The organism is Jongsikchunia kroppenstedtii DSM 45133 (assembly GCF_000380485.1).
Lineage (GTDB): Bacteria > Actinomycetota > Actinomycetes > Mycobacteriales > Mycobacteriaceae > Jongsikchunia > Jongsikchunia kroppenstedtii.
Genome location: NZ_AQYG01000050.1, coordinates 241,701 through 265,676, shown reverse-complemented (window position 1 = coordinate 265,676; position 23,976 = coordinate 241,701). Strand labels below are relative to the sequence as shown.

The window sequence follows — 23,976 nt, the reverse complement described above, 5'->3', positions numbered from 1 at the left end:
CATGGATACCACTGCGGCGAAGCTGGCAGACCTCCGCGAAAAGCTGGAGGTGGCAAAGGAACCGGGCGGTGAGGCGGCGATCGCCAAGCGTGCCAGGAAGGGCATCCCGTCGCCCCGCGAGCGGCTCGACATGCTGTTCGACAAGGGCACCTTCGTCGAGATCGGCCAGCTGGCCAAGATGCCGGGCGCCGCGAACTCCGGCTACGGCGACGGTGTGGTCACCGGACACGGCCTGGTGAATGGCCGCCCGGTGGCGGCGTTTTCGCACGATCAGACCGTTTTCGGCGGCACGGTCGGCGAGATGTTCGGCCGCAAGGTGTCGGTGCTGATGGAGTGGGCGGCCAAGGTCGGCTGCCCGATGGTCGGCATCAATGACTCCGCCGGCGCCCGCATCCAGGACGCGGTCACCTCGCTGGCCTGGTACGCGGAGATGGGCCGGCGCAACGAGCTGCTGAGCGGTATGGCGCCGCAGGTGTCGGTGATTCTCGGCAAGTGCGCCGGCGGCGCGGTCTATACCCCGGCCAATACCGACATTCTGGTCGGCGTCAAGGACCAGAGCTACATGTTCGTCACCGGCCCCGATGTGCTGCAGCAGATGACCGGCGAGGCCATCAGCGCGGAAGATCTTGGCGGCGTTCACAACCAGGCGATGTGGGGCAATATCCACCACGTCGCCGAGGACGAGAAGGCGGCGTTCGAGTGGGTGCGCGACTACCTGCAGTACATGCCGTCGACCTGTCACGAGAAGCCGCCGGTGATCAATCCGGGGCTGGAGCCTGAGGTCACCGAATCGGACCTGTCGCTCGATACGTTCATGCCCGACAACGACAATGCCGGGTACGACATGCACGACCTTCTGCTCCGCATTTTCGATGACGGTGCATTCCATGAGATCGGCGAGCTGTTCGCGCCCAACATCATCACCGGCTTCGCCCGGATCGACGGCAATTCCGTCGGAGTGGTGGCCAATCAGCCTGCGGTGATGTCCGGTGTGATCGATACTGACAGCTCCGAGAAGGCGACCCGGTTCGTCCGGATGTGCAACGCGTACAACATTCCGCTGATCTTCGTCGTCGATACGCCCGGCATTCTGCCGGGCTATGCCGAGGAGTCGAAGGCGACCATTCGGCGTAGCGGCAAGTTCCTGTTCGCCTATGTCGAGGCCGAGGTTCCGAAGATCACCGTCGTCGTGCGCAAGGCGTATGGCGGCGCGTACGCGGTGATGGGCTGCAAGCAGCTCGGCGCCGACATCAACTTCGCGTGGCCGACCGCCAAGATCGCGGTCATGGGCGCCGAGTCGGCGGCGGCGGTGCTCACCAAGCGCCAGGTCGAGGGCAAGTCGCCGGCCGAGGCGGCGAAGATCCGTCAGGACTTCGTCGACTTCTACAACGTGATGATGGCGACGCCGTATCTGGCGGCCGAGCGGGGCTACATCGATGCGGTCATCGAGCCGTCGTCGACCCGCCTGCAGCTGCGCAAGGCACTGCGCCAGCTCAAGGACAAGCAGCTCCTCAGCACGCCGCGCCGCATCAAGCTGATGGGCATCTAGCCAGCGCCGGACCACGCTCGAGCCGCAACGCTCGGCCCCCGTTTGATGCTCGTGCCCCGATTCACACCAGGGCGCCGCCGCTGAACGGTGGCCGGAATCGTGTGAGCCGGGCCATTTCGCTCACGCTGGTTGCAACCGCGGTGCGCGCAAACCTGGTCGCGCTGCGGCGCATCGGGTTACCTGGCAGCACCTGATCACGTGACCGAAAGGTGTTAGCGGTGCCGGAGAGCGCGTCCTTCCATTGGTTCCTGCCCACATACGGGGACTCCCGCAATCTGATGGCGGGCGGGCACGGCGCGTTCATGTCGGGCGATCGGCCCGCCACGCTCAAGTACCTCAAGCAGCTGGCCGCCGCGGCCGAGGCGAATCATTTCGACGCGGTCCTGACGCCCACCGGGCTGTGGTGCGAGGACGCCTGGCTGACGACCGCGATGCTGGTCGACGCCACCGAGACCCTGCGGTTCCTGGTCGCGGCGCGCCCCGGACTCGTCAGCCCGACCGTGACCGCGCAGATGGCGGCGACCTTCCAGTGGCAGTCCGAGGGGCGGCTTGCGCTGAACATCGTCACCGGTGGTGACTCGGCCGAGCAGCGCGCGTTCGGTGATCACCTGGACAAGGCGCAGCGGTACGCGCGAGCCGGCGAATTCCTGCATGTGTTCCGGGAGCTGTCGGCACCCGATCCCTCGCCCGTGACCTACAAGGGCGAGTACATCGATGTCGAATCGGCTGTGTTGCAGCGCTATCCGGACCCGGCGGCGCCGATCTTCTTCGGTGGCAGCTCGGCCGAGGCGCTTCCCGTCGCGGCGCGTTACGCCGACACGTATCTCACCTGGGGCGAGCCGCCGGCGCAGGCCGCGGGCAAGATCGACAAGGTGCGGTCGCTGGCCGTCGACCACGGCCGCGTGCTCGACTACGGCGTTCGGCTGCATGTGATTTCGCGGGATACCGAGGAGCAGGCGTGGGCCGAGGCCAATCGCCTGCTGGGTGCCCTGGATCCGGAGGTGGTGCGCCGGGCGCAGGAGACGCTGGCACGCAGCGAGTCCGAAGGACAGCGGCTGATGCGTGAACTGCACGGCGGCGGTGCGGAATTCGCCGCCGGAGTGGACGCGCGGGCGTTCGAGATCTACCCGAACCTGTGGAGCGGGGTCGGCCTGGTGCGCGGCGGTGCCGGTACCGCGCTCGTGGGTTCGCATGACCAGGTCGCGAACCTGATCGGCGAGTACGTGAACGCCGGCTTCTCGCACTTCATCCTGTCGGGGTACCCGCATCTGGAGGAGGCCTACCACTTCGGTGAGGGCGTTCGGCCGCGGCTGGCGGCCAAGGGCATCACCGCGAATGACCTCTCGCACAACGATCATGCGGGCGGTGCCTTCCTTCCGGACCTCACCAGCTACACCGAGCCGGCCGCCGACCTTCGCCAGCCGACCGCGTCCTAGTTCACCGCCGATTTCGGAGGATCCCCAAGATGACAACCGAGTCCATCGCCGATCAGATCAAATTCGCCTACTGGGTGCCGAACGTCTCCGGCGGTCTGGTCACCAGCACGATCGAGCAGCGCACCGGCTGGGATTTCGAGTACAACAAGCGACTGGCGCGCACGGCCGAGAACAACGGTTTCGAGTACGCGCTGTCGCAGGTGCGGTACATGGCTTCCTACGGCGCCGAGTATCAGCACGAGTCGACGTCGTTCAGCCTCGCGCTGCTCGGGGCGACCGAACGGCTGAAGGTCATCGCCGCCATCCACCCGGGGCTGTGGCACCCGGCGGTACTCGCCAAGTTCGGCGCCACCGCCGATCATCTATCGAACGGCCGGTTCGCCATCAACGTCGTATCCGGTTGGTTCGCCGACGAATTCAAGGCACTCGGCGAGCCGTGGCTGGAGCATGACGAGCGCTACCGGCGCAGCGGCGAGTTCCTGGAGGCGATCCGGAAGATCTGGACCGAGGACCACGTGAACTACGCGGGCGACTTCTACCGGATCCGAGACTTCAGCCTGAAGCCCAAGCCGCTGAACACCCCGCAGCGGCCGAACCCGGAGCTGTTCCAGGGCGGCAACTCCAGTGCGGCCCGGCGCAATGGCGGCAGGTACGCCGACTGGTACTTCTCCAACGGCAAGGACTTCGACGGCGTCACGGAGCAGCTCGATGATCTGCGTGCGGTCGCGCGGGAGAACGATCGTGAGGTGAAGTTCGGACTCAACGGCTTCATCATCGCCCGCGACACCGAGGCCGAGGCGCACGACACCCTCCGGGAGATCATCGAGAAGGCGAACAAGCCTGCGGTGGAAGGTTTTCGGGACGCCGTGCAGCAGGCGGGCAATTCGACCAAGGACGGTCGCGGCATGTGGGCCGACTCGACGTTCGAGGATCTGGTGCAGTACAACGACGGATTCCGCACCAAGCTGATCGGCACGCCGGAGCAGGTGGCCGAGCGGATCGTCGCGTACAAGCGACTCGGCGTCGACCTGATCCTCGGTGGCTTCCTGCACTTCCAGGAGGAGATCGAGCACTTCGGTGCGAAAGTGCTTCCGCTGGTTCGCGAACTCGAGGCCGCCGAGGAACTGGTCGCGTCATGACCGCGGTGCAGCTGCGGCGGCGCGCGGCGCTCGACATCCCGGCGACGGCCGCGGCGGCGATCGCGACCGCCCGCGAGCTGGCCGCGGAGTTCGGGCCGGGCGCGGCGGCGCGCGACGCCGACCGCCGGCTGCCCTTCGAGCAGGTGGCGCGAATGCGCGAGTCGGGACTGCTGGCCATCGGCATCCCGACCGACGACGGCGGACCCGGCCTGCCGCCCAGCGTGATCGCGCAGACGACGGCGATCATCGCGGCGGCCGATCCGAATATCGCGCAGATTCCGCACAGTCACTACGTGTATCTGGGTCTGGTGCGGCTGGCGGCCCTGCCGCCGTTGCGGCGCAGGATCTTCGACGGCGTCCTGGCCGGTGGGCAGGTCGCCAACGCGCAGACCGAGCGCGGTCGGAAGACCGCCGCCGACGTCGCGACCACGCTGCGCCGCGACGGTGCCGGATACCGCCTCGACGGCGCCAAGTTCTATTGCACCGGTTCGCTGTTCGCCGACACCCTGGCCGTGCTGGCCCAGCTCGACGACCCGTTCGATGGGGGCGAGCCGGGCCAGTATGTGGCCTTCATCCCCGCCGATGCGCCGGGCGTGCAGATCGCCGATGATTGGGATGCGTTGGGGCAGCGGACGACCGCGAGCGGCACCATCACCTTCGACGGTGTCGCGGTGCCGGCCGATGCGATTGCGCCGCGGGCCCTGGCTACCAGCTGCCCGACGGGCTACGGCGCTGTCGCGCAGCTGCTGCATGCCGCGATCGACACCGGCATCGGCCGGGGTGCGCTGGCGGCGGCGGCCGAGTTCGTCAAGACCAAGAGTCGCCCGTGGTTCGAGGCCGGCGTCGACCGCGCGGTGGATGATCCCTTGCTGGTGCAGCGATTCGGCGAGCTGTCGGTGACCGTCACCGCGGCCGAAGCCGCGCTCACCGCGGCCGGCGTACAGGTCGACCAGGCCGTCGCCCGGCCCTGTGCCGAGAACGCGGCCGAGGCGTCGCTTGCGGTGGCGGCGGCCAAGATCCTGGCCGACCGGGCCGCCACCGAGGTGCCGTCGGCGTTGTTCGAGGTCGGCGGGACGCGGGCGGCTGGGGCCGGCAACGGACTCGACCATTTCCTGCGCAACGGCCGCACCCACACGCTGCACGATCCGGTGCGCTGGAAGTACCAGCATCTGGGCCGCGCGCTGCTGCGCGACGAGCTTCCGCCGCTGCACAGCGCACTCTGACGAGTGCCGTCACCGGCCCGTCGGATTTTGCCGGATTAACGTCCGACTGAGCCGATCTCTACCGATCGGCCGCCGATCGGAGCAGGATCGACCCTCGTGAATGTCCAACGGGCCAGCTGGCCGCCGTTCCTGCGGTTGCCCAGCAGCTACCCGCCCATGCTTCGTGCCCTGTCCATTCGCGTCGCCGCGCTCCTGTTGTTCCTGCTGGTGTGGTGGGTGATCACGGCCGCCAAATGGGTCGACCCGCTGTTCCTGCCGACCCCGCGGTCGGTCTGGGACGCCTTCTACCGCGCCAACACCTGGCACCAGGTGGCGCCCGGCGTGCCACGCGAGGTGCTCGGCGAACAGAACTACTTCCTGTGGGAGCACCTGATCGCGAGCCTGCAGCGGATCGTCGCCGGCGTCGGCCTGGCGATCATCGTCGGTCCGCCGCTGGGCTTCCTGATGGGCACGGTGCGGCCGGTCGCGATCGTCATCGAGCCGTACCTGAACTTCCTGCGGGCGCTGCCGCCGCTGGGCTACATCGGTCTGCTGATCGTGTGGTTCGGCATCGGCGACTCGTCGAAGATCTGGCTGCTCTTCCTCGCCGCCTTCCCGGCCATCACCATCGCCACGTTGAGCGGCGTGCAGGAGGTCAAGGAGGCGCAGATCAATGCCGCACGGGCACTGGGCGCTTCGCAGCTGCATGTGGTCACCCACGTGGTGCTGCCGGCGTCGACGCCCGCGGTGATCAACGGCATCCGCCTCGCCGTCGGCTTCGCCTGGACGACCGTGGTCGCGGCGGAACTGAACAACGGCATCCCGGGTATCGGCGGGCTGGCCTTCTACGCCGGTCAGCAGACCAACACCCCGCTGACGATCGCCTGCATCATCGTCATCGGCATCACCGCGCTGGCGCTGGACGCCATCATCAAGTATGTGGGCCAGCTGGCGGCCCCGTGGCAGGGGAAGGCATGAGAGGCAAGCACTTTCGACGGGCCTCGGGTCTCGTGGCCGAAATCCGCGCCACTAATGTGGATCCGCGCCGGCTGCAACCGGCGCGAATCTACGAAACCGGCGCGGATTTGCCGCCCGGGCCGCGCAGGCTGGGGCGGACGGCAACGGCCGTGCTGATGCTCGCCGTGGTGGCGCTCATGGCCTCGGGCTGCATCGTGAAATCCGGTCGGGCCGAGCAGAGTCGGTCGATCGGGGAGAAGGTCGCCTGCCCGATCGCCCCGGATCCGAGCATCCACACGTCGGTGCGGATCGGCTACCAGGACATCCCGAACGGCGACCTGATCGTCAAGGACACATCGGTGCTGAAGACGTGCCTCCCGAACGCGAAGCTCACCTGGAGCAAGTTCGCGTCCGGCGGCGATGTGCTGCAGGGATTCAAGGCGCGCAGCCTCGATCTGGCGCTGCTCGGCTCGGCGCCCGCGTCGCGCGCGCTGTCCGCGCCGCTCGACATCGACATGAAGGTCATCTGGATCCAGGACGTGATCGGCAAGGCTGAATCGCTGGTCGTGCATGACCCGTCGATCACGACGCTGGATCAGTTGAAGGGCAAGAAGATCGCGGTGCCGTTCGCCAGCACGTCGCACTTCTCGCTGCTGACCGCGCTGAACCAGGCCGGTATCACCGATCAGGTGACGATCATGAACACGCAGCCGGACGCGATGCTGGCCGCCTGGGGCAACGGCATCGATGCCGCCTGGGTGTGGGATCCGGTGCTGTCCAAGCTCAAACAGAACGGTCACGTGATCGACGATTCGAGTGTCACCGCGAACCAGGGGGCGCCGACCTTCGACCTGGCCGGGGCGCGCAGCGATTTCGTCGCGCAGAACGGACCGTTCCTCAAATATTGGACGACGGTCGAGGATTGGGCGGTCCACATGATCAACACCGACCCGCAGCAGGCGGCCGAGCATATCGCCGCGCAGCTGAGCATCTCGCCGGCGCTCGTCGTCCCGCAGCTGGCCGGGTACCAGTATCTGTCGGCCAAGGACCAGTTGGGCGACAAGTACTTCGGCACCGGGGCCGGGCTACCCGGCCTCGCGGCGGCGCTGCTGAGCACCGCGTCCTTCCTGCACAGTACCGCCGACGGCGGGGGCACGACGGTGTCACCGGCCCAGACCTATGCCGGCGCACTGTATTCCGATGCCCTGAAGGAGGTGGGATCGTGAGCACGTCCGTTCCTGTGCATGCCGTCGAGCAGATCGTCCTGGACGGATTGTCCAAGACCTATGCGTCGTCGGACGGCGAGGTCATCGCGCTGTCGCCGACGTCGCTGACGATCGAGCCCGGCGAATTCGTCGCGGTCGTCGGACCGTCGGGCTGCGGCAAGACCACGCTGCTGCAGACGGTGGCCGGATTCGTCACGCCGACAACCGGTTCGGTCACGGTCGGCGGGACCCCGGTGGCGGGGCCGAATCCCGATCGTGGCGTGGTGTTCCAATCGCCGACGCTGTATCCGTGGCTGAGCGTGCGCGGGAACGTCGAGTTCGGCCCGCGGGCGCGCGGCGAGAAGCGGGCCGCGCGCAAGGCGCGCGCGCTGGAGGCGCTGGATCTGGTGGGGCTCAAGGATTTCGCCGACAAGCGGCCCTACGAGCTGTCCGGCGGCATGCAGCAGCGCGCCCAGATCGCCCGGGTGTTCGTCAACAATCCCAGAATCGTCCTGATGGACGAGCCGTACAGCGCGCTGGACCCGTTCACCCGCGAACAGCTGCAGGTGCAGCTGCTGGAACTCTGGCAGCGCGAACGCAAGACCATCGTCTTCGTCACTCACTCGGTCGAGGAGGCGCTGTTTCTCTCGACCCGGGTCATCGTGATGAGCGCCCGCCCGGGCCGTGTGATCGCCGACCGGAAGGTCGAGCTGCCGGGTGACGATCAGCCCGGCGTGCGGTCGCTGGAGGTGCTCGGCACCCCGGAGCTCGCGGCGCAGAAGGCCGAACTGGCCCGGCTGATCCTGGAGGCGCACGGCTGACGGCGACCGGGTCATCTCGGCAATCTCCTGACGGCCGGGCGATCGCTCGATAGGTTCGAGGGGTCGCTGGCGAAGGGGAAGACATGGCGCAGCAGTCGATCGGGTTGGGTCTGGGATTCGAAGATCCGGAGATCTCCCTTGCCCGGCAGGACAATTGGAACTCGCATCTGGCGCGGCATGCCGAGAACAAGCCGGACGAACCGGCCCTGACCTACGGCGATCGGGTCCAGACCTGGCAACAGGCCCATGATCGGGTGCACGCGCTGGCGGATGCGCTGCACCGGCGCGGGGTCGGTGCCGGCGACCGGGTTCTGGTGCTCATGCTCAATCGGCCCGAGTACATCGAATCGGCGCTGGCGATCACCGCGATCGGCGCAATCGTCGTCACCGTGAACTTCCGGCTGACCCCGGCCGAGATGGAGTACCAGGCCACCGACTGCGGGGCGAAGGCCGTGATCACCGAACGCGCGCTGCAGACGCTCGCGACCGCGGTGAGTGCCACGGTGCCGGAGCTCTCGTTGGTCGTCGTGCTGGACGGAGAGCCCGGCGACGGCGTGCTGGACTACGACGAGCTGATCGCCGAGTCGGGCGACCCGCATCCGCCGACGCCGCTGACCGCCGAGACCCCGGCCGTCATCATGTACACCTCCGGCACCACCGGCCGACCCAAGGGCGCGGTGCTCAGCCACGGCAACCTGCTCAGCCAATGCGTGACCGTGCTGCGCGCGGCGAAGGAACGCCGCGACGACAACATCGCGATGGCCGTGCCGCCGATGTTCCATGTGGCCGGCCTCGCCGGCGTGGCGGGGAACATGTTCGCGGGCATCCCGACGGTCATTTACGACGCCGGCTCGTTCGACCCGGGTGCGCTGCTGGATCAGCTTGCCGCAGAGAAGGTTACGTCGATCTTCCTGGTCCCGGCGATGTGGCAGGCCGTGTGCGCCGAGCAGCTGCGGCAGCCGCGCGAGGTGGTGCTGCGGACCATGAGCTGGGGCGCCGCGCCCGCGACGCCGTCGCTGCTGCGCACCATGGCCGAGACGTTCCCGGAGGCGGAGACCGTCGCGGCCTTCGGCCAGACGGAGATGAGCCCGGTCACCTGCTTGCTGCTCGGCGAGGACGCGATCCGCAAGATCGGCTCGGTCGGCAAGCCGGTCCCGGCGATCAGCTACCGCATCGTCGATCCGCTGATGGAGGACGTGCCGGTCGGCGAGGTCGGCGAGATCGTTTACCGCGGGCCGAACATGATGCTCGGCTACTGGAACAAGCCGGAGGAGACCAAGAAGGCCTTCGCGGGCGGCTGGTTCCATTCCGGCGACCTGGTCCGCGAGGACGAGGACGGCTTCCTCTGGGTGGTCGACCGCAGCAAGGACATGATCATCACCGGCGGCGAGAATGTCTACAGCGCCGAGGTCGAGGCGGCGGTCGCCGACCATGAGGCGATCGTGGATGTCGCCGTCTACGGCCGTCCCGACGACAAATGGGGTGAGGCGGTGGTCGCGGCCGTCGTCGCCCGGCCCGATGCGCCGCGGCCGACGGTCGATGAGCTGCGAGACTTTTTGGGGGACAAGCTTGCTCGGTACAAGCACCCGACGGTGCTGCGCTGGCTCGACGAGCTGCCGCGCAACACCAGCGGCAAGGTGCTCAAGACCTCGCTGCGCAACACCGACGACTAGCGGCGCAATCCTTGTGAGAGGGCGGGATCAGCCCGCAGCGGCGAGACGCGTGCGTACCTCGGTGGGGGTGACGACGCGGCGAACGGCCGGCTCGGAGCGCCGATAGTGGGCCTGCAGTACGGCGTCGGTCATCGGCAGCGGCGTGCGGATGAGGCGGTGCATCAGGCCCGGTGACCTGCCGACACGCATCGCCATTCTGGTCGCCGCGCGGGCCGAGGCGTCGAGCGCACGCGGCTGATCGAAGCGGCCTTCGACGCGCATCCAGGTCGGCAGGGTCGCGATGGTCGCGGGTGCCATGGCCCGGCTCATCGCCCAGAACTGCGGGGACGCGTGTTCGAGATCCGTGCGGAGCAGGTAGTGCATGGCGCGTTCGGCGTGCTCCGACGAGCGCAGCGTGGGCCGCATCGCGGCGAAATAGTCATGCACCTCGGCGCGGCTCGTGGGGACGTCCGCGACGCGGCAGGTCTGCAGCTCGGCGGCCACGACGCATTCGCGCCAGTACTGCGCCTCCTCCGCCGCGCTGAGCTTGCCCGGCCCGTACATCTCGTAGCACTTGAGTACCGAATGCCAGCCGGTCACGTGAATCCAGAGCTGGGAGTCGGGATTGTTTGCGCTGTAGCGCTTTCCGGTGACCGGGTCGACGCCGGTGATCCGGGCATGGACCTTCTTGAGCAGCTCTGCGGATTCGATCGCCGTGCGCCCGTCGCAGGTCGCGACGATGAGGAAGTAGGCGAGGGTGCCGTCGAGCCGGCCCCGGGGATCGGTGTAGATGCCCGCGGCGTCGGCCACCGCGGCCGCCAGATGCGGATCGAAATGTTCGAGGACGACCGAGCGCTGGAAGCCCAGTAGCGCGGTCGGCGACGTCCACACCTTCCAGGTCGGCGAGCCGGGGCCGAAGAAGCCGTAGTCCTCGCGGTCGTCGGGGTTGCCGAACGGGAACCGGACGGCTACGTCGCGGTCGGGAGTGTTCGCCATGCGTCACCTCGCGTCGGTCGGGTCAGAGTCACCGCCGCCGGGCGATGAATTGAACACCACCGTACATTAAGGCCTGTCAGCCGACCAGCCTGGCCGCGATCTGCTGCGCGAACTCCGTCAATCGGTCGGTCGTGAATCGCTGACGGTCGCCGATCGCCAGGCGGCCGAGCATCTCGCCGGTCGAGATCATCAGATGCGCCAGCAGCTCGGTGTCCATGTCGGGCAGCACCGTGGGGCTGGCGTCCAGCAGCTGCCGGGTCGCGGTGATCAGGCCGCCGCGGGCCGAGCGGAGTTCGTTGCGGTACTCGGTCGGCGCCGTGTCCGGCGCCGTGAGGATCAGCCGCCACCGCACCGGATGCCGCAGCACCTCGGTGACGAAACTGCTGATGGTGGCCCCGAATCGATCCCCCGCATTCATGTCGCTGACCTGGTCGGGGATGGCCGCGCGCACCTGGTGGATGCCGGCCGCATGCTCGCGTGCCAGCAGCGAGGAGACCAGCTCGGTCCGCGACCGGAACACCGAGTAGACGACCGTCTTGGCGACCCCGGCCTCCGCGGCCACGGCCTCCATGGACAGGTCGGCCAGCGATCGCTTCGCCACCACCGTCAACGCCGCGTCGAGCACCTGTTCGCGGCGCTGCGCCGGCGACATCCGTGGTGAGTATCGACGGCGGGTGGGCGGAGTGGTGGGAGACGCCATTGCAGCATCATAGTCCGGTTCGAATACAACGTAGCCGTTGCATTGTGTTCGCGCGGATTGCTACGGTCTCGTTGTTTTCGATACCAAGCCCCGAGGTGATCACACATGACCGATCTGCTGCTCGACCCCGTGCGATGGGACTTCGGCCAGTTCGACGACCGGACCGCGAAACTGCTGCGGGCCACCGTCGACTGGTTCGAAAAGCGTGGGAAGGCCACGCTCACCAGCGACTACCACCGCAAGGTCTACTACCACGACTTCCTGGACTTCGCGGCTCGCGAAAAGCTGTTCGCCACCTTGTTGACGCCGGCGGCCCACGCCGGAGGTAATCCCGACAAGCGTTGGGACACGGCCCGGGTCGCGGCGTTGTCGGAGATCCTGGGCTTCTACGGCCTCAACTACTGGTACCCGTGGCAGGTGACCGTCCTAGGCTTGGCGCCGGTGTGGCAGAGCGACAACGAGTCCGCCAAGGCCGATGCCGCGGCGGCGTTGGAGGCGGGAGCCGTTGCGGCGTTCGGGCTTTCGGAGAAGGAGCACGGCGCCGACATCTACTCGACGGACATGGTGCTGCGGCCGGACGGAAACGGCGGCTACCTGGCGACCGGTTCCAAGTACTACATCGGCAACGGCAACTGCGCCGAGATCGTGTCGGTGTTCGGTCGGATCGAGGGCGTGGACGGCGCCGACGGGTACGTCTTCTTCCGCGCCGACGCGAATCATCCGAACTATCGCGTCGTGAAGAACATCGTCCCGTCGCAGATGTATGTCGCCGAGTTTGCGCTGGAGGATTACCCGGTCGGGGACGAGGACATCCTGCACCGCGGCGCGGCGGCGTTCTCGGCGGCGCTGAACACCGTCAATATCGGAAAGTTCAATCTCTGCTTCGGCGGTGTCGGGCTGGCGACGCACGCCCTGTACGAGTCGATCACGCACACCCATCGCCGAATCCTGTTCGGCCGCCCCGTGACCGACTTCCCGCACATCCGGAGCGGGTTCGTCGAGGCGTACACGAGGCTGATTGCGATGCGGTTGTTCTCCAGCCGGGCGATCGACTACTTCCGGTCGGCGACCCCGGATGACTGCCGCTACCTGCTGTTCAACCCGGTGACCAAGATGAAGGTCACCACCGAGGCGCAGCGCGTGGTCACCGTGCTAGCGGACATCGTGGCGGCCAAGGGGTTCGAGGCCGACACCTTCGTGCCAATCGCGAAGGTCGACGTCGACGGGCTGCCGAAGCTCGAGGGCACGGTCGCGGTGAATCTGGCGCTGATCCTCAAGTTCATGCCCAACTACCTGTTGGCGCCGACCGAGGTACCGGCGATCGGTACCCGAGAGGATGCCGCCGACGATGAGTTCCTCTTCCGGCAGGGCGAGGCCCGGGGGCTCTCGAAAGTCCGGTTCGGGCAGTGGCGGGACGCCTACCGGCAGCGCGCGGATCTGCCGAATGTGGCGCTGTTCACCTCTCTCGCGGAATCATTTGCGGGGCTGGCCGAATCGGGCGACGCCACCGGTGCGGACATGGACGTTCAGCTGACCATCGGCGAGCTGTTCACGCTGATCGTCTACGGCGGTCTGATCCTCGAGCAGGCGGAGGTCGTCGGGCTCGACGACGATCTGGTCGACGGCATCTTCGAGACGCTGATCCGCGACTTCAGCGCCGAGGCCGTCACCCTGCTCGGCAAGGCCGGCGCCAGTGACGCCCAGGTGCGGTGGGCTGACGAGGTGGTGGCTCGGCCGGTCATCGACGCGGCCCGCACCGATCGGGTCTGGCAAGCGGTCGCCGAACTGTGCGGCCGTTACGAGATGGCGGACTAGCGCACCGAATTCGCGCCAGAAATACAGATCCGCGCCGGCTACAGCCGGCGCGGATCTGCATATGCGGCGCGGATCTCCCGCGGTCCGCGGGCGGTGAACCTAGTAGGACACCGACCGGATCGGACCCGGGGTCCACAGACCGGAGCGGTTCTCGGTGCCCATCTCCAACTCGGCCGGCGGGGCCGGCTGGATCTCCGTGAACCGTTGCAGGCCACCCCAATCCAGGCCCCAGTCGTTCTTCAGGTAGCCCGGGATGAGCGTCGACGTCAGCATCGAATCGGTGACGCCGAGCGGTCCGCCGAACTTGCCGGACTGCCAGCGTTGCGAGTTGAAGTACGTGCCGAGCGTGTCGGGCATGATGCGCCACTTCGGCACCTCGGTCAGCCCGTAGCGGTACTGCATCGGCCGCTGGCACGGGAATTCGAACGCCGCCTCCCAGTCGATCAGCACCGGATCGGTATGTCCGACAAGCTGATCCAGGGTGACCATCGGCGTCATCCGCGGCGGGGTGATGGCCACCCAGTCGTTGGATCCGCCCGAGGTGTCCTTCACGACCACGCGAACGACGGTGGCGTTCCGCGGTGCCTTGTCCATCGGGAACCGCAGGTTGCGCCAGAACGGCCCGCCGGTGGCGTCGTACGGATCGATGAACCCGACCGGCGTGACATTGCCTGCGGCGTCGACCGCGCCGAACTGCAGGCGCACCTGCGGGCCGCCGTACGTGACGCCCTGGGCGCTCGCCGCCTGCACCGAGCCTGCCACCGACATGGTGATCAGCGGGGTGTCGGACGAGCGTCGGTTCATCGCGTACCAGTCGCTGGTCAGCGATGCCGATCCGCCGGGCGCGCCGAAGCTGCCCAGGACGGGTGTGGTCTTCGGATTCAGGCCGAACGGCAGCTGCACCGTCGAGCCGTTCACGCCCGCGTTCTCGCCGCCCGCCGCGGTGGCTGAACCGCCGGTGGTGCCGGGACTGCTGGTGGTGCCCGAACTGCTGGTGGCGACGGGGCCACCGGTGCCGGCGGCCGCTGCCGACGAGTCGGAGTCGTTGCTTCCCGTGACGCCAGGGGCGCTCGAACCGTCGCTGTTGATCGTCGGGTCGATACTCGTTCCGCCCTTGACGCCGTTCGGCGAGAATCCGACCGCATCGTTTCCGGCGAGCGTGTCCCCGGGGGAGACATTGCGCTGTCCGGCAACGCGTGCGGCGCTGAGGATTCCGGTGTTCGGATCGGGCTCGACGATCACCCGGTCGGCGAGCGAGCACTTGTCACCCTTGAGCGCGGACACATTGGAATTCAGCCATGACCAGCTGTGCCGCTGGTGGACATCGGCCTTGAGCATGGTCAGCAGCTCGAAGGCGATCATCAAGCCGGCGACGACCGGGATCGGCGATGCCTTGAACGGCAACCGCTTTCCCCACACCGGCCCGGTGGCGACAGCCTCGCCCGCATAATCGTCCCGGAAGTGCTGCCACAGGCCGAGCGCGGTGAACACCAACGCGGCGGCCAGGGCGAGCCAGTACAGCCTGACGCCGGCCAGCACCGGCGGCTGGTTCCACCAGGGCACGCCCCAGGCGCCGGCGAACCAGTAGTTGTTCGCACCGGAGAATGCGATGGCCGCGACGTACAGGCACGCCGCGATCACAAAGGAGCGGTTGCGGCGGCGACGCATCAGCGCGGGCATCCCCATCGCGGCCGCAACGCCGGCCACCGCGGCCAGGATGCCGGCGAAGACACCGAAGTGATGGCTCCACTTGGTCGGCGTGAACGCCAACACGAACATCGTGCCGGGCACGGTCGCGCACAGGCGCCACACGGGACCGCGGGCGATGCCCACCGGGTGGCGACGCTTGAGCATCACGGCGATCACGATCGCGACGGCCAGCAGGCCCAGCAGGATGCCGAAGCGCCGCGAGAGCGCGCCGTCCTGCGACGGGCCGAGCAGGTAGTAGTAGCGGATCGGCTCGACCCACCACTTTTCGTTCGGGCCGACCGCGCCGGACACCTTGGTGGCGACCAGGTCGGTGGCCACGCCCTGATCGGCGAATACCTCGTAGAGTACGGCGAAACCGGCCGCGAGGATCGGTGCCAGCAGCGGCAGCAGGCCGTCCCGCTTGCTTCGCTTGACCAGGATCTTGACGATCTGCCGGATGCCGACGACCAGCGCCAGCACCGCCATCAGGCCGTTGGGCGCCAGCGCGAGTGTGAACGCGGCGAACAGGATGCCGAACGCCAGCGGCAGCAGTCGCCGGGTGGCGATGGCCCGGTCGACCGAGCACCAGGTGAGCAGCGCGCCCAGGGCGATTGCACCCTCGGGACGCAGACCGTTGTTGAACGGCAGCCAGATCGCCAGCAGCACACCGGCGGCGGCCCAGTAGGCGGCGGTGCTGTGGCGCACCGCATGGCCCAGACGCGGCAGGACCGCTCGGGACAGCAGCCACCAGCAGAGCACGCCCATCAGCAGCGCGGGCAGCCGCATGAACGGCTGGGCGTCGGTGATGCGGGTCATCATGCCGATGAACTGCATGTGCCAGCCCATCGGATCCTGTGGGACGCCGAAGTAGCGGAAGTAGTTGGGCACGTAGCCCGATGCCTGCGCGACGCGGCCGTTGATGTAGTTGTAGCCGTCGTCGGAGGTGTTGGTGCCGATCAGCCACCAGAGCCCGAAGACGCCGATGACCACCAGATCGAGAGGCTTGACCCGCCACCACCCGGCGGGCAGCAGCCGTCGATGCCTGCGGCCGTCCCGGTTGTCCAGGATGCCCAGGCAGACCAGCGAACAGATCACCATCAGGATGCCGAAGACCATGGCGGCGAACTTGAGCGTAGTCGGCGTGCTGATGAAGCGAGTGTCGATCACCGAGTGGAACGAAATGCCCGCCGTGTTAGTGGAATCCGGCAGATCGGTGTAGATGCCCACGACCTGCGGCCGCATGTTCGGATCGCCGATCGCCGCCGTGAACTTGCCGTCGTCGGGCGTCATCTGGCTGTCGGGGACGCCGGTGACCTTGGCCGTGATGCCCTTGGTGTCGGCCGCCACGCTGATTGCACATGACGGATTCGACTGCAGGGCATGCCGGTTGGCGTCGAGGAGCATGATGTCGCGGTCGGTGACCTGGATGCGGTCGTCGGTGGCCTTGACGAACAGGCCGTGCGCGCTGGCCCCGGCCCCGCCGCTGGGGATCGTGGACAGCAGCACGCCGCCGTCGGCGGGCAGCTCGGCCGCGGCCGAACAGGGGATCGACAAGTTCATGTCGATCGGCACGAACGACACCATCGGCGCCGAGACGTCGGAGACCCGGCTCTGCTGCGGCCAATTCAGTTCTGCCGTGGTCTGTTTGATCGGCAGCAGCGGTGTCATCAGCGCCAGCAGCAGGCCGAGCACACCGGTGATGACCGAGGCCCACCTGACGTTGCGATAGTCGGGTCCGTATAGCGACCGGATACGGCGCATCACTCCGCTGTCGTTGATGCGGTCGCGGAGCCCCCCGCTCTGGAGGTCCTGGTCACCCGGGGTCTGTTTCACAGCCTGCCTATCCATTTTGAGCCACCACCCAGATGCCGCCGGCACGATGCCAGCCCCATACCGAGCGTTCGCCGGTCATGATGTGCGCAGAGGGCGCGTCGGGAACGACGGGTGTGAGCTTCTCCAGCTCGCCCCAGTCCGCGTACAGATCGCCTTGCAGGTACGACGACATGGTGTCGGCGTTGGTCAGCGCCTCGTAGGTGCCGAGCGGGCCGCCGCCGTTCGCGGCCATCCACGACTTCGACTGGGACACAGCACGAATCCGGTCCGGAAGGATCCGGAACTGCGGAATCTCGTCGACCCCGTTGGTGCTGGTCACCGGACGCTGGCAGGGGAACTGGTCGCCGACGGTGAAGTCGATCAGCGATGGCGTGGTGCCGACCACCTGCTGCAGGGTATGCAGCTTCGGAATGCGTGGCGGGGTGAACGCCAGCCACTGTCCCGGATCGAGATTCGCGTCATCGGCGACGATCCGCATCGCGGTCGCGCGCGGCGGGACCAGGTTCATCGGCACCCGCAGATTGCGCCACGGCCGATTCGGTCGCGTCGAGTCGCCCGGATCGATCGGAGCGATGCGCGTGCCCACCGGAACGAATTGGCCGCCGTCCATCCGGCCGAACTCGACCCGCAGCAGCTGCCCGTACTGGGTGAACTGCTCGTTGTCGGTCGACATGATCGAGCCGGCTGCGGTGATCGCGATGAGCGGAGATCCCTTGCGGGCCGCGGCATCCGGCAGCTGGTACCAGTCGGTCACCACGTGGGCGTCGCCGGTGTTGAATCCGTAGCTGCCGAGCACCGGGGTGCGGGCCGGATCGAGCCCGAACGGCAACGAGGCCGTGGAGCCGTTGACGCCGGTCGGTCCGTTGCCGCCGAGCGTTCCGGCTGCGCCGCCCGCGATCGAGTACTGCGCAGTCGGGCTGGAGGCGACGTTCATCTGTCCCGGCTTGGCCGAACCGAGGTCCGGGCTCAGGTCGCCGGCGACGCCGTTCGGTGTGAAGCCGACGGCCGGGGTACCGCCGCCGGCGGGGTTGCCCTTGCCGGCGAGTGCGTCGGAGATGCTGATACCGGCGGCCGGAACCAGCTGTCCGGCGTTGGAATCCGGCTCGACCAGGACCCGGTCGGCCATCGCGCAGGAATCGCCGCCGAGTGCCTTCAGGTTGCCGCGCAGCACCGTGTACGAGTCAGAGCGGCTGGCCGCGGCCTTCACGAACAGCAGCAGCTCGGCGACGACCAGGATGCCGGCGATGATGGCGATCGGAGAGGGGGCCAGGAACAGGCGACGACGGTCGGCCTTGCTGAGCGCGCCGTCATCGGCCGGCGAGGCGTGCGCGAGGCCCTTGTTCTTCACGTAGTCCATCCGCAGGTGCTGCCAGACGCCGAAGGCGCCGACGAGCACGGCCAGCGCCAGCAGCGGCGTCGACACCGCGGTGCCGCCGAGCGACGGGGCCTTGTCGTACCAGGAGATTCCGAGCTCGCGGGCCCACGGCCAGGCATTGATGCCGGCGGTCGAGGCGGCGAGCGCGAAGAGCAGGGCGCTGATGAACAGCGTCAGATTGCGGACCGAGGTGCGGGAGACCTCGGCGACCGCGACGGCCGCCACTGCGGCGAGGGCCGCGGCGATGCCGGCGAAGACACCGAACTGGATCGTCCACTTGGTCGGGGTGAACTGCAGCAGCAGCATCGTGATGAACACAGTGCTCACGCCGCGCCACACCGGGCCGGGATCGATGCCGGGAATCCGCTTGCGACGCAGCATGATCGCCGCGACCGCGAGGAGTGCTGCCAGCAGGATCAGGACCGGCACCCGGCGGGTCAGCGCGCCCTCGGAGTTCGGCACGGTGATGAAGTAGTAGCGGACGAATTCCTGGTACCAGTGATCGGTCGGGCCGACGTTCCAGCGCACCCGTGCGGCCTCGATGACCGTCATGAGCGTCTGATCGCGGAACACGATCACCGACACCACCGACGCCGCGGCGATCACCGGAATCAGCAGCGCGCCGAGCTCGATGAGGCGGGTGCCCCCGCTGGCCGCACTGTCGACGTTGCTGCGGCGCACCAGGACCCGCAGCATCGCGGCCGAACCGGCGACCAGCATCGCGATCGCGATCACGCCATGCGGGGCAAGTGCCAGGGTCAGGGCCGCGACGAAGGCGGCGAACGCGGCGGGCAGCATGCGCCGGGTGGCGATGGCCTGCTCGACGCCCCACCAGGTGAGCAGCGAGCCCAGGATGATCATCGACTCGCTGCGCAGGCCGCTGGCGAACGCCATCCAGAAGGCGGTGAACACCGTGGCGGCCGACCAGACGGCCCAGACGGACGCGCCCGGCAGCCGCTGCGACAGGGTGCGACTGCCGCCGCGTACCGCAGGGCCGATGCGCGGCAGGATCACCCGCGACAGCACGAACCACGAGATCAGGCCCGCGACCAGTGACGGAATCCGCATCCAGATCCCGGCCGCCGAGACATGCGACCAGTCGGCCAGGAAGGTGTAGTACCAGTCGAACGGCGCCTCGGGAACGCCGAAGAACCGGTAGTAGTCCAGGAGATAGCCGGCATGCGCGCTGCCGCGGCCCATGTTCAGCACGTAGCCGTCGTCGGGCGTGCCGGCGCCGAGGAAGTGCCAGACGACAAGGACGGCGGTCACCGCGATGTCGGCCGGGCGCGGCCACAGCAGGCGCTTCCAGTCGCGCCGTCCGACGCGGCGATGGTAGCCGCCCTGCCAGTCGAGCAGCGCCAGCGCGGCGAGGGAGACGAGGACGGCGAGGACGCCGAGCACCATTGCGAGAATCTTGGCCACCGACGGCGTGCTGTCGAAGCGGGTGTCGATCTCGATGTGAGCGGTCAGGCCGGCGTTGTCGACCGCGCGCACGACGTCCGGGGTGAGGGTGGTGAAGACGCCGTCGACCTGCGGCCTCGACTGGGCGCCGGCGTTGCCGGCGCGGATCACGCTGGTGGTGCCGCCGGCGATGCCGCGCAGTTCGGCGTGCACCCCGTGCAGATCGGCGGTCACCAGCAGCGCCTTGCAATGCTGCAGCTCGGCGTGGGTGGTCGTCAGCAGCGGCGTGCCCCGGGAGGTGATGCTGACGCCGGGGCCGTTCGGGTCGCGCGGACCGTTCGCGGCCGCGCCGCCGCCGGCCGCGATCACGAGCCCCTTCTGCATCACGGTGTAGCTGCTGGTCGGCACCGTGGAGAAGATCAGGGCGTTCGGCTGGGCCGTCGCCATCGTCGCGCACGGGATGCGGACCGTTACCGACTGCGCCGTCTGCTGCGTGAGCGGCGCCGTGACCGACGCCGTCGGGCCGGACAGCGGCTGGGAGCGCGGCCAATCGACCGACGCGGTGTGTTCCTTCACCGGCAGCAGCGGGGTGATGCCGCAGAGGACGATTCCGAGAATGCCGGAGACCACCGCGACTATGCGCAGGGTGCGTCCGGTCGGGACGACGGGCTTGAGAGCCGCGAACAGGGAAGAGGACACCGACACGACCAACGATGTTATGCGACGAACCTGGCTGCTCTACGTCGACTGCACCCGTGTGCCAGCGTGCATTGATGCCGGTCTGGCAAACCGGACCGGCTCGTCGGGTCAGTCGCGGATCGGTGCCGGGCGCCACAGCCCGGATCGCGTCGCCTCGCCCAGCTCCAGATCGGCCAGCGTGGTGGTCTGATACGGCACCAGGCGCTGCAGGGTGCCCCACTCGCGTCCGGCGTCGTTCTGCAGGTAGCTGGGGATCGTCGTGGCCTTCAGTGAGACGTCCTGCCAGCCGACCGGGCCGCCGCCCGACGCGTCCATCCAAGCCGTGACCGCGGCGGACAGATCCGAACCGGGTGTGATCCGCCACATCGGCAGCTCGGCGACGCCGTCGCGGTGGTTGAACGGCCGCTGGCACGGGAAGGCCAGTCCGGACGTCCAGTCGATCTGCACCGGGTCGGTGCGCCCGACCAGGCTCTCCAGCGTCTGCAGGTGCGGCACCCGCGGGGGCGTGACCACGATGAACGAGTCCGTGCCCAGGTTGTTGTCGACCGCGGCGATCCGGACGGCCGTCGCATCCGCGGGCAGCGAGCTGCGGTAGATGCGCAGGTTGCGCCACGACGGCGACGGTCCGGGGTCGATCATCTGGACCGAACCGGCCAGCCGGAAATCGGCGTCGGTGGTGCCGGTGCCGGTGGCGTATTCCAGGTGCACCGACGAGCTCTCGAACCGGCCGGCGGCCGCGAGGGAGATCAGGCTCTGCCCGGGCTCCTTGGGTGGCAGCCGGAACCAGGACGACCGCAGCCGGGCCGGCGCTTGGTCGGCGGAGGAGTAGCTGCCCATCACCGGGGTGGTCTTCGGGTCGAGGCCGAACGGCAGCTTCGCGCGGCTGCCGTTGACGCCCGGCTGGACCAGCTCGCCGCCGCCGGTGCCGGCGCCGTTCGAGTTGAGCACGTCCGGGTTCTCGTTCGCGGCGCCCGCAAGCACACCGAGCGAGTCCGCGGACGCGGGGGAGGACAACGACTTCGGCAGGCCGTTGGGGTCGAAGCCGACCGTGCCGAACGAGTCCGCATCGCCTGGTGCCGGCGTCGCCGGTCCCGACAGCGCGGTCGTCAGCGGGGCCGAAACCGGTTGCAGCATGCCGGCATTCGGGTCGGGCTCGACCAGCACCTTGTCGGCCATCTGGCAGATATCGCCGCGCAGCGAGGCCAGATTGGCCGCCGGCACCGAGTAGGTGCCGCTCTGGTGGATGGCGCCGAAGATCACCGTGATCAGCTGGAAGGCCACGACGATCGCGGCGATGACGGCCAGCGGGGCGCCCCGCAGCTGCTGCCACCAGCGCTCGCGCTTGACGGTCTCGACCGAGTCCGGATGCCGGAACGGCTCCCGGAAGTGATGCCAGCCGGCGATCAGCAGCGCGATCGCCGAGCCGCCGAGCAGCATGCTGGCCACCCGGATGCCGCCGATGGTCACCTGATTGCCCGACCAGGGCACGCCCCAGTTGGAGACGAAGTAATAGGAGTTGGTGCCGGCGAAGGCGAACGCCGCCACCGCCAGCAGCAGGGCGACAGCCAGTGTGCGGTTGCGCCGGGCCTGCATTGCGTTGGCCCCGATGGCGATCGCCGCGATCGCGGCCAACGCCGGCGCCAACCCGGCGAACACGCCGATATGGTGGGTGAACTTGGTCGGGATGAACATCAGGAAGATCAACGACGCGAAGATGATCGACACGATGCGGCGGGTCGGCCCGACCGCCGTGCCGGGGATGCGGCCCTTCCGCATCAGCATGGCGCCGACGATGACGATGCCCGCGAGCATCGCCAGGGTCGCGAACCGGCGACCGATCGAGCCGTCCGCCGACTGGTTGAACAACGAGTCGTACATGGAGATCTCGTCCCACCACGGCAGCGACGGGCCGAGTTTCTGCTTCATCTTGGTGGAGTCGAGGAAGGCCGCGAAGGTAAGGCTGTTGAAGATCACCGGGATCACCAGCGTGCCGGCCGCGATCACCGGCGCGATCACCGCGACCAGACTGATTCGGTAACTGCGCCTGCGGTCTTCGAGCGGGGCGATGTCGGCGAGCACATGGGCGCGGCGGTTGATGGCCAGCATCATCGGCCGCGCGCCGGCGATGATCGCCGCGGCGCTCATCACGCCGGTCGGGCCGGCGGCGACGCTGAACGCGCCGAGAATGCAGGCCACCGCGGCGGGCAGAACCCGGCCGGTCGCGATCGCGCGTTCCACCGAGCACCAGGTGAGCAGCGCGCCGAGGCAGATGATCGGTTCCGGACGCAGGCCGTTGTTGAACGGCAGCCAGGCGGCGATGAACACCAGCGCGGCCGTCCACGGCACCAGACGCTGGCTGGCGGCGCGACCGAGTCGGGGCAGCACCTCGTGAGACAGGATGAGCCACACCATGATTCCGCACAGCAGGGCGGGGATTCGGACGAACGGGCTGGCCGTGGTGATCTCGGAGAGCAGGCCGAACGACCGGTAGTACCAGCCGAACGGCGTCTCCGGCGCGGCGTACCAGCGGTAGTAGTCAGCCATGTAGCCCGAGTGCTTGGCGGCGCGGGCCATGTTCAGGATGTAGCCGTCGTCAGAGGTGTTGCCGCCGATGAAATGCCAATAGATCAGCGTGATGATGACGAAGGCGTCGCGCGGGTTCAGGCGCCACCAGCGGGCCGGGAAGATGCGGCGGTGGCGGCGGCCGTCGGTGGCGTCGAGGCGATACAGCGCGATCAGCGAGATCAGCGTGAGGATGATGCCGACGATGATCGCGGTCCACCGCAGTGCGGTTGGCGTGGTCGTGTACCGGTCGTCGATGGTGGCGTGCACCGACATTCCGGGCATCGCGGCCGCCGGGCCGGTCAGATCGGTGAAGATGCCGGTGACCTGGGGGCGCTGATCGCCCTGGGTGTGGTCGTTGTCGGCGGTCGAGCCGGTCAGCGGGCCGCCCGTGGTCGGATCGGTCATCCCGACGAAGGTCGCCTTGACCTCCGAGTGCGTGGCGCTGACGTCGATCGAGCTGCAGTGCTGCGCGTCGATGTCGGTCAGGGTGGCGCTGACGATGGCGGTGTTGCGCACCACCACCTCGATCGAGCGCTTGTCGGCCGGGTCGGTGGGGGCGCCGGTCTCCCGGATGAAGAGCCCGCGCTCGACGGCCTTGCTGGCCTGCTTCGGCGTCGTGGACAGCAGTACCGACGGGTTGTTGAAGACCGCCTCGGTGCGCGTCTGGTCGGCGGTGACGGGCTGCGTCGGGACCCGGTTCAGGGCGTCGATCGCCGAACACGGCACCGACGCCGTCAGCTCGACCGGGACGTAGGACACCAGCGGCGCTTGGACGGAGTTGAGCTGTCCCTGCTGCGGCCAGTTCAGCTGCGCGGTGGTCTGGGTGACCGGGAGCAGTGGCGTCGCGATCGCGAGGATGGCGCCGAGGAGACCGGTGACGATCGCGATGATTCTCGCGGTGCGGACACGTTGAGAGGGGCCGCCCTGCTGCACAGACACAAG

14 protein-coding genes are annotated in these 23,976 nt (G+C 68.3%); 9 read left to right on the top strand and 5 right to left on the bottom strand.

All coding sequences use genetic code 11. From position 1 onward, the window contains the following. Window position 1 precedes the first annotated feature (1 nt). The 8 genes from G341_RS0117285 to G341_RS0117250 all read left to right on the top strand — a co-directional run bounded on the left by G341_RS0117285 (window position 2) and on the right by G341_RS0117250 (window position 9,982). Window positions 2-1,549, top strand: a complete 1,548-nt coding sequence (locus G341_RS0117285; protein ID WP_018180421.1) for an acyl-CoA carboxylase subunit beta — start codon at window positions 2-4, stop codon at window positions 1,547-1,549. A 278-nt stretch (window positions 1,550-1,827) separates the two neighbouring features. Beyond that, entirely contained in the window at window positions 1,828-2,985 is a 1,158-nt protein-coding gene (locus G341_RS0117280) for an LLM class flavin-dependent oxidoreductase (protein ID WP_051092870.1), read from the top strand. A 29-nt stretch (window positions 2,986-3,014) separates the two neighbouring features. Then, entirely contained in the window at window positions 3,015-4,124 is a 1,110-nt protein-coding gene (gene sfnG / locus G341_RS0117275) for a dimethylsulfone monooxygenase SfnG (RefSeq protein WP_018180419.1), read from the top strand. Then, the gene (locus G341_RS0117270) at window positions 4,121-5,347 is read left to right on the top strand and encodes an SfnB family sulfur acquisition oxidoreductase (protein WP_018180418.1); all 1,227 of its coding nucleotides are present in this window, start codon (window positions 4,121-4,123) and stop codon (window positions 5,345-5,347) included. The genes sfnG and G341_RS0117270 overlap by 4 nt, the downstream gene beginning before the upstream one ends. A 96-nt stretch (window positions 5,348-5,443) precedes the next feature. Further along, entirely contained in the window at window positions 5,444-6,304 is an 861-nt protein-coding gene (locus G341_RS0117265) for an ABC transporter permease (protein WP_018180417.1), read from the top strand. After that, the gene (locus G341_RS0117260; RefSeq protein ID WP_245557037.1) at window positions 6,301-7,509 is read left to right on the top strand and encodes a taurine ABC transporter substrate-binding protein; all 1,209 of its coding nucleotides are present in this window, start codon (window positions 6,301-6,303) and stop codon (window positions 7,507-7,509) included. The genes G341_RS0117265 and G341_RS0117260 overlap by 4 nt, the downstream gene beginning before the upstream one ends. Then, window positions 7,506-8,309 carry an ABC transporter ATP-binding protein gene (locus G341_RS0117255; RefSeq protein ID WP_018180415.1) on the top strand — a complete coding sequence of 268 codons (804 nt, stop codon included), beginning with the start codon at window positions 7,506-7,508 and terminating at the stop codon, window positions 8,307-8,309. The genes G341_RS0117260 and G341_RS0117255 overlap by 4 nt, the downstream gene beginning before the upstream one ends. A gap of 83 nt (window positions 8,310-8,392) precedes the next feature. Next, window positions 8,393-9,982, top strand: a complete 1,590-nt coding sequence (locus G341_RS0117250) for a long-chain-fatty-acid--CoA ligase (protein ID WP_018180414.1) — start codon at window positions 8,393-8,395, stop codon at window positions 9,980-9,982. Between the two features lie 27 nt (window positions 9,983-10,009). Here G341_RS0117250 and G341_RS0117245 read toward each other — a convergent pair whose 3' ends face one another. Together G341_RS0117245 and G341_RS0117240 are read right to left on the bottom strand one after the other, a co-directional pair. Then, a complete protein-coding gene (locus G341_RS0117245) occupies window positions 10,010-10,957 on the bottom strand; it encodes an oxygenase MpaB family protein (protein WP_018180413.1) in 948 nt (315 codons plus the stop codon). 76 nt (window positions 10,958-11,033) lie between these two features. Next, window positions 11,034-11,657, bottom strand: a complete 624-nt coding sequence (locus G341_RS0117240) for a TetR/AcrR family transcriptional regulator (protein WP_026303813.1) — start codon at window positions 11,655-11,657, stop codon at window positions 11,034-11,036. A 105-nt stretch (window positions 11,658-11,762) separates the two neighbouring features. On the opposite strand from G341_RS0117240, the gene G341_RS0117235 reads away from it, so the two are divergent. Next, complete coding sequence (locus G341_RS0117235) at window positions 11,763-13,472, top strand: acyl-CoA dehydrogenase family protein (protein ID WP_018180411.1); 1,710 nt, start codon at window positions 11,763-11,765, stop codon at window positions 13,470-13,472. 99 nt (window positions 13,473-13,571) lie between these two features. On the opposite strand, the gene G341_RS0117230 is transcribed toward G341_RS0117235, so the two are convergent. From G341_RS0117230 to G341_RS0117220, 3 genes are all read right to left on the bottom strand, one after another. Then, on the bottom strand, window positions 13,572-16,922 hold the full coding sequence (locus tag G341_RS0117230) for an arabinosyltransferase domain-containing protein (RefSeq protein ID WP_051092868.1): 3,351 nt from the start codon (window positions 16,920-16,922) through the stop codon (window positions 13,572-13,574). Window positions 16,923-17,001: 79 nt separating this feature from the next. Then, window positions 17,002-20,469 carry an arabinosyltransferase domain-containing protein gene (locus G341_RS0117225; RefSeq protein ID WP_245557036.1) on the bottom strand — a complete coding sequence of 1,156 codons (3,468 nt, stop codon included), beginning with the start codon at window positions 20,467-20,469 and terminating at the stop codon, window positions 17,002-17,004. 108 nt (window positions 20,470-20,577) lie between these two features. Then, entirely contained in the window at window positions 20,578-23,967 is a 3,390-nt protein-coding gene (locus tag G341_RS0117220; protein ID WP_018180408.1) for an arabinosyltransferase domain-containing protein, read from the bottom strand. Between the last annotated feature and the right edge of the window lie 9 nt (window positions 23,968-23,976).

What these genes read in the sequence shown, in the direction of transcription:
- G341_RS0117280 (WP_051092870.1), top strand. Translation starts at nt 1,828, where the DNA reads ATGGCGGGCGGGCACGGCGCGTTCATGTCGGGCGATCGGCCCGCCACG.
- G341_RS0117250 (WP_018180414.1), top strand. Translation starts at nt 8,393, where the DNA reads ATGGCGCAGCAGTCGATCGGGTTGGGTCTGGGATTCGAAGATCCGGAG.
- G341_RS0117235 (WP_018180411.1), top strand. Translation starts at nt 11,763, where the DNA reads ATGACCGATCTGCTGCTCGACCCCGTGCGATGGGACTTCGGCCAGTTC.
- G341_RS0117270 (WP_018180418.1), top strand. Translation starts at nt 4,121, where the DNA reads ATGACCGCGGTGCAGCTGCGGCGGCGCGCGGCGCTCGACATCCCGGCG.
- G341_RS0117240 (WP_026303813.1), bottom strand. Translation starts at nt 11,657, where the DNA reads ATGGCGTCTCCCACCACTCCGCCCACCCGCCGTCGATACTCACCACGG.
- G341_RS0117230 (WP_051092868.1), bottom strand. Translation starts at nt 16,922, where the DNA reads ATGCGCCGTATCCGGTCGCTATACGGACCCGACTATCGCAACGTCAGG.
- G341_RS0117285 (WP_018180421.1), top strand. Translation starts at nt 2, where the DNA reads ATGGATACCACTGCGGCGAAGCTGGCAGACCTCCGCGAAAAGCTGGAG.
- sfnG (WP_018180419.1), top strand. Translation starts at nt 3,015, where the DNA reads ATGACAACCGAGTCCATCGCCGATCAGATCAAATTCGCCTACTGGGTG.
- G341_RS0117260 (WP_245557037.1), top strand. Translation starts at nt 6,301, where the DNA reads ATGAGAGGCAAGCACTTTCGACGGGCCTCGGGTCTCGTGGCCGAAATC.
- G341_RS0117245 (WP_018180413.1), bottom strand. Translation starts at nt 10,957, where the DNA reads ATGGCGAACACTCCCGACCGCGACGTAGCCGTCCGGTTCCCGTTCGGC.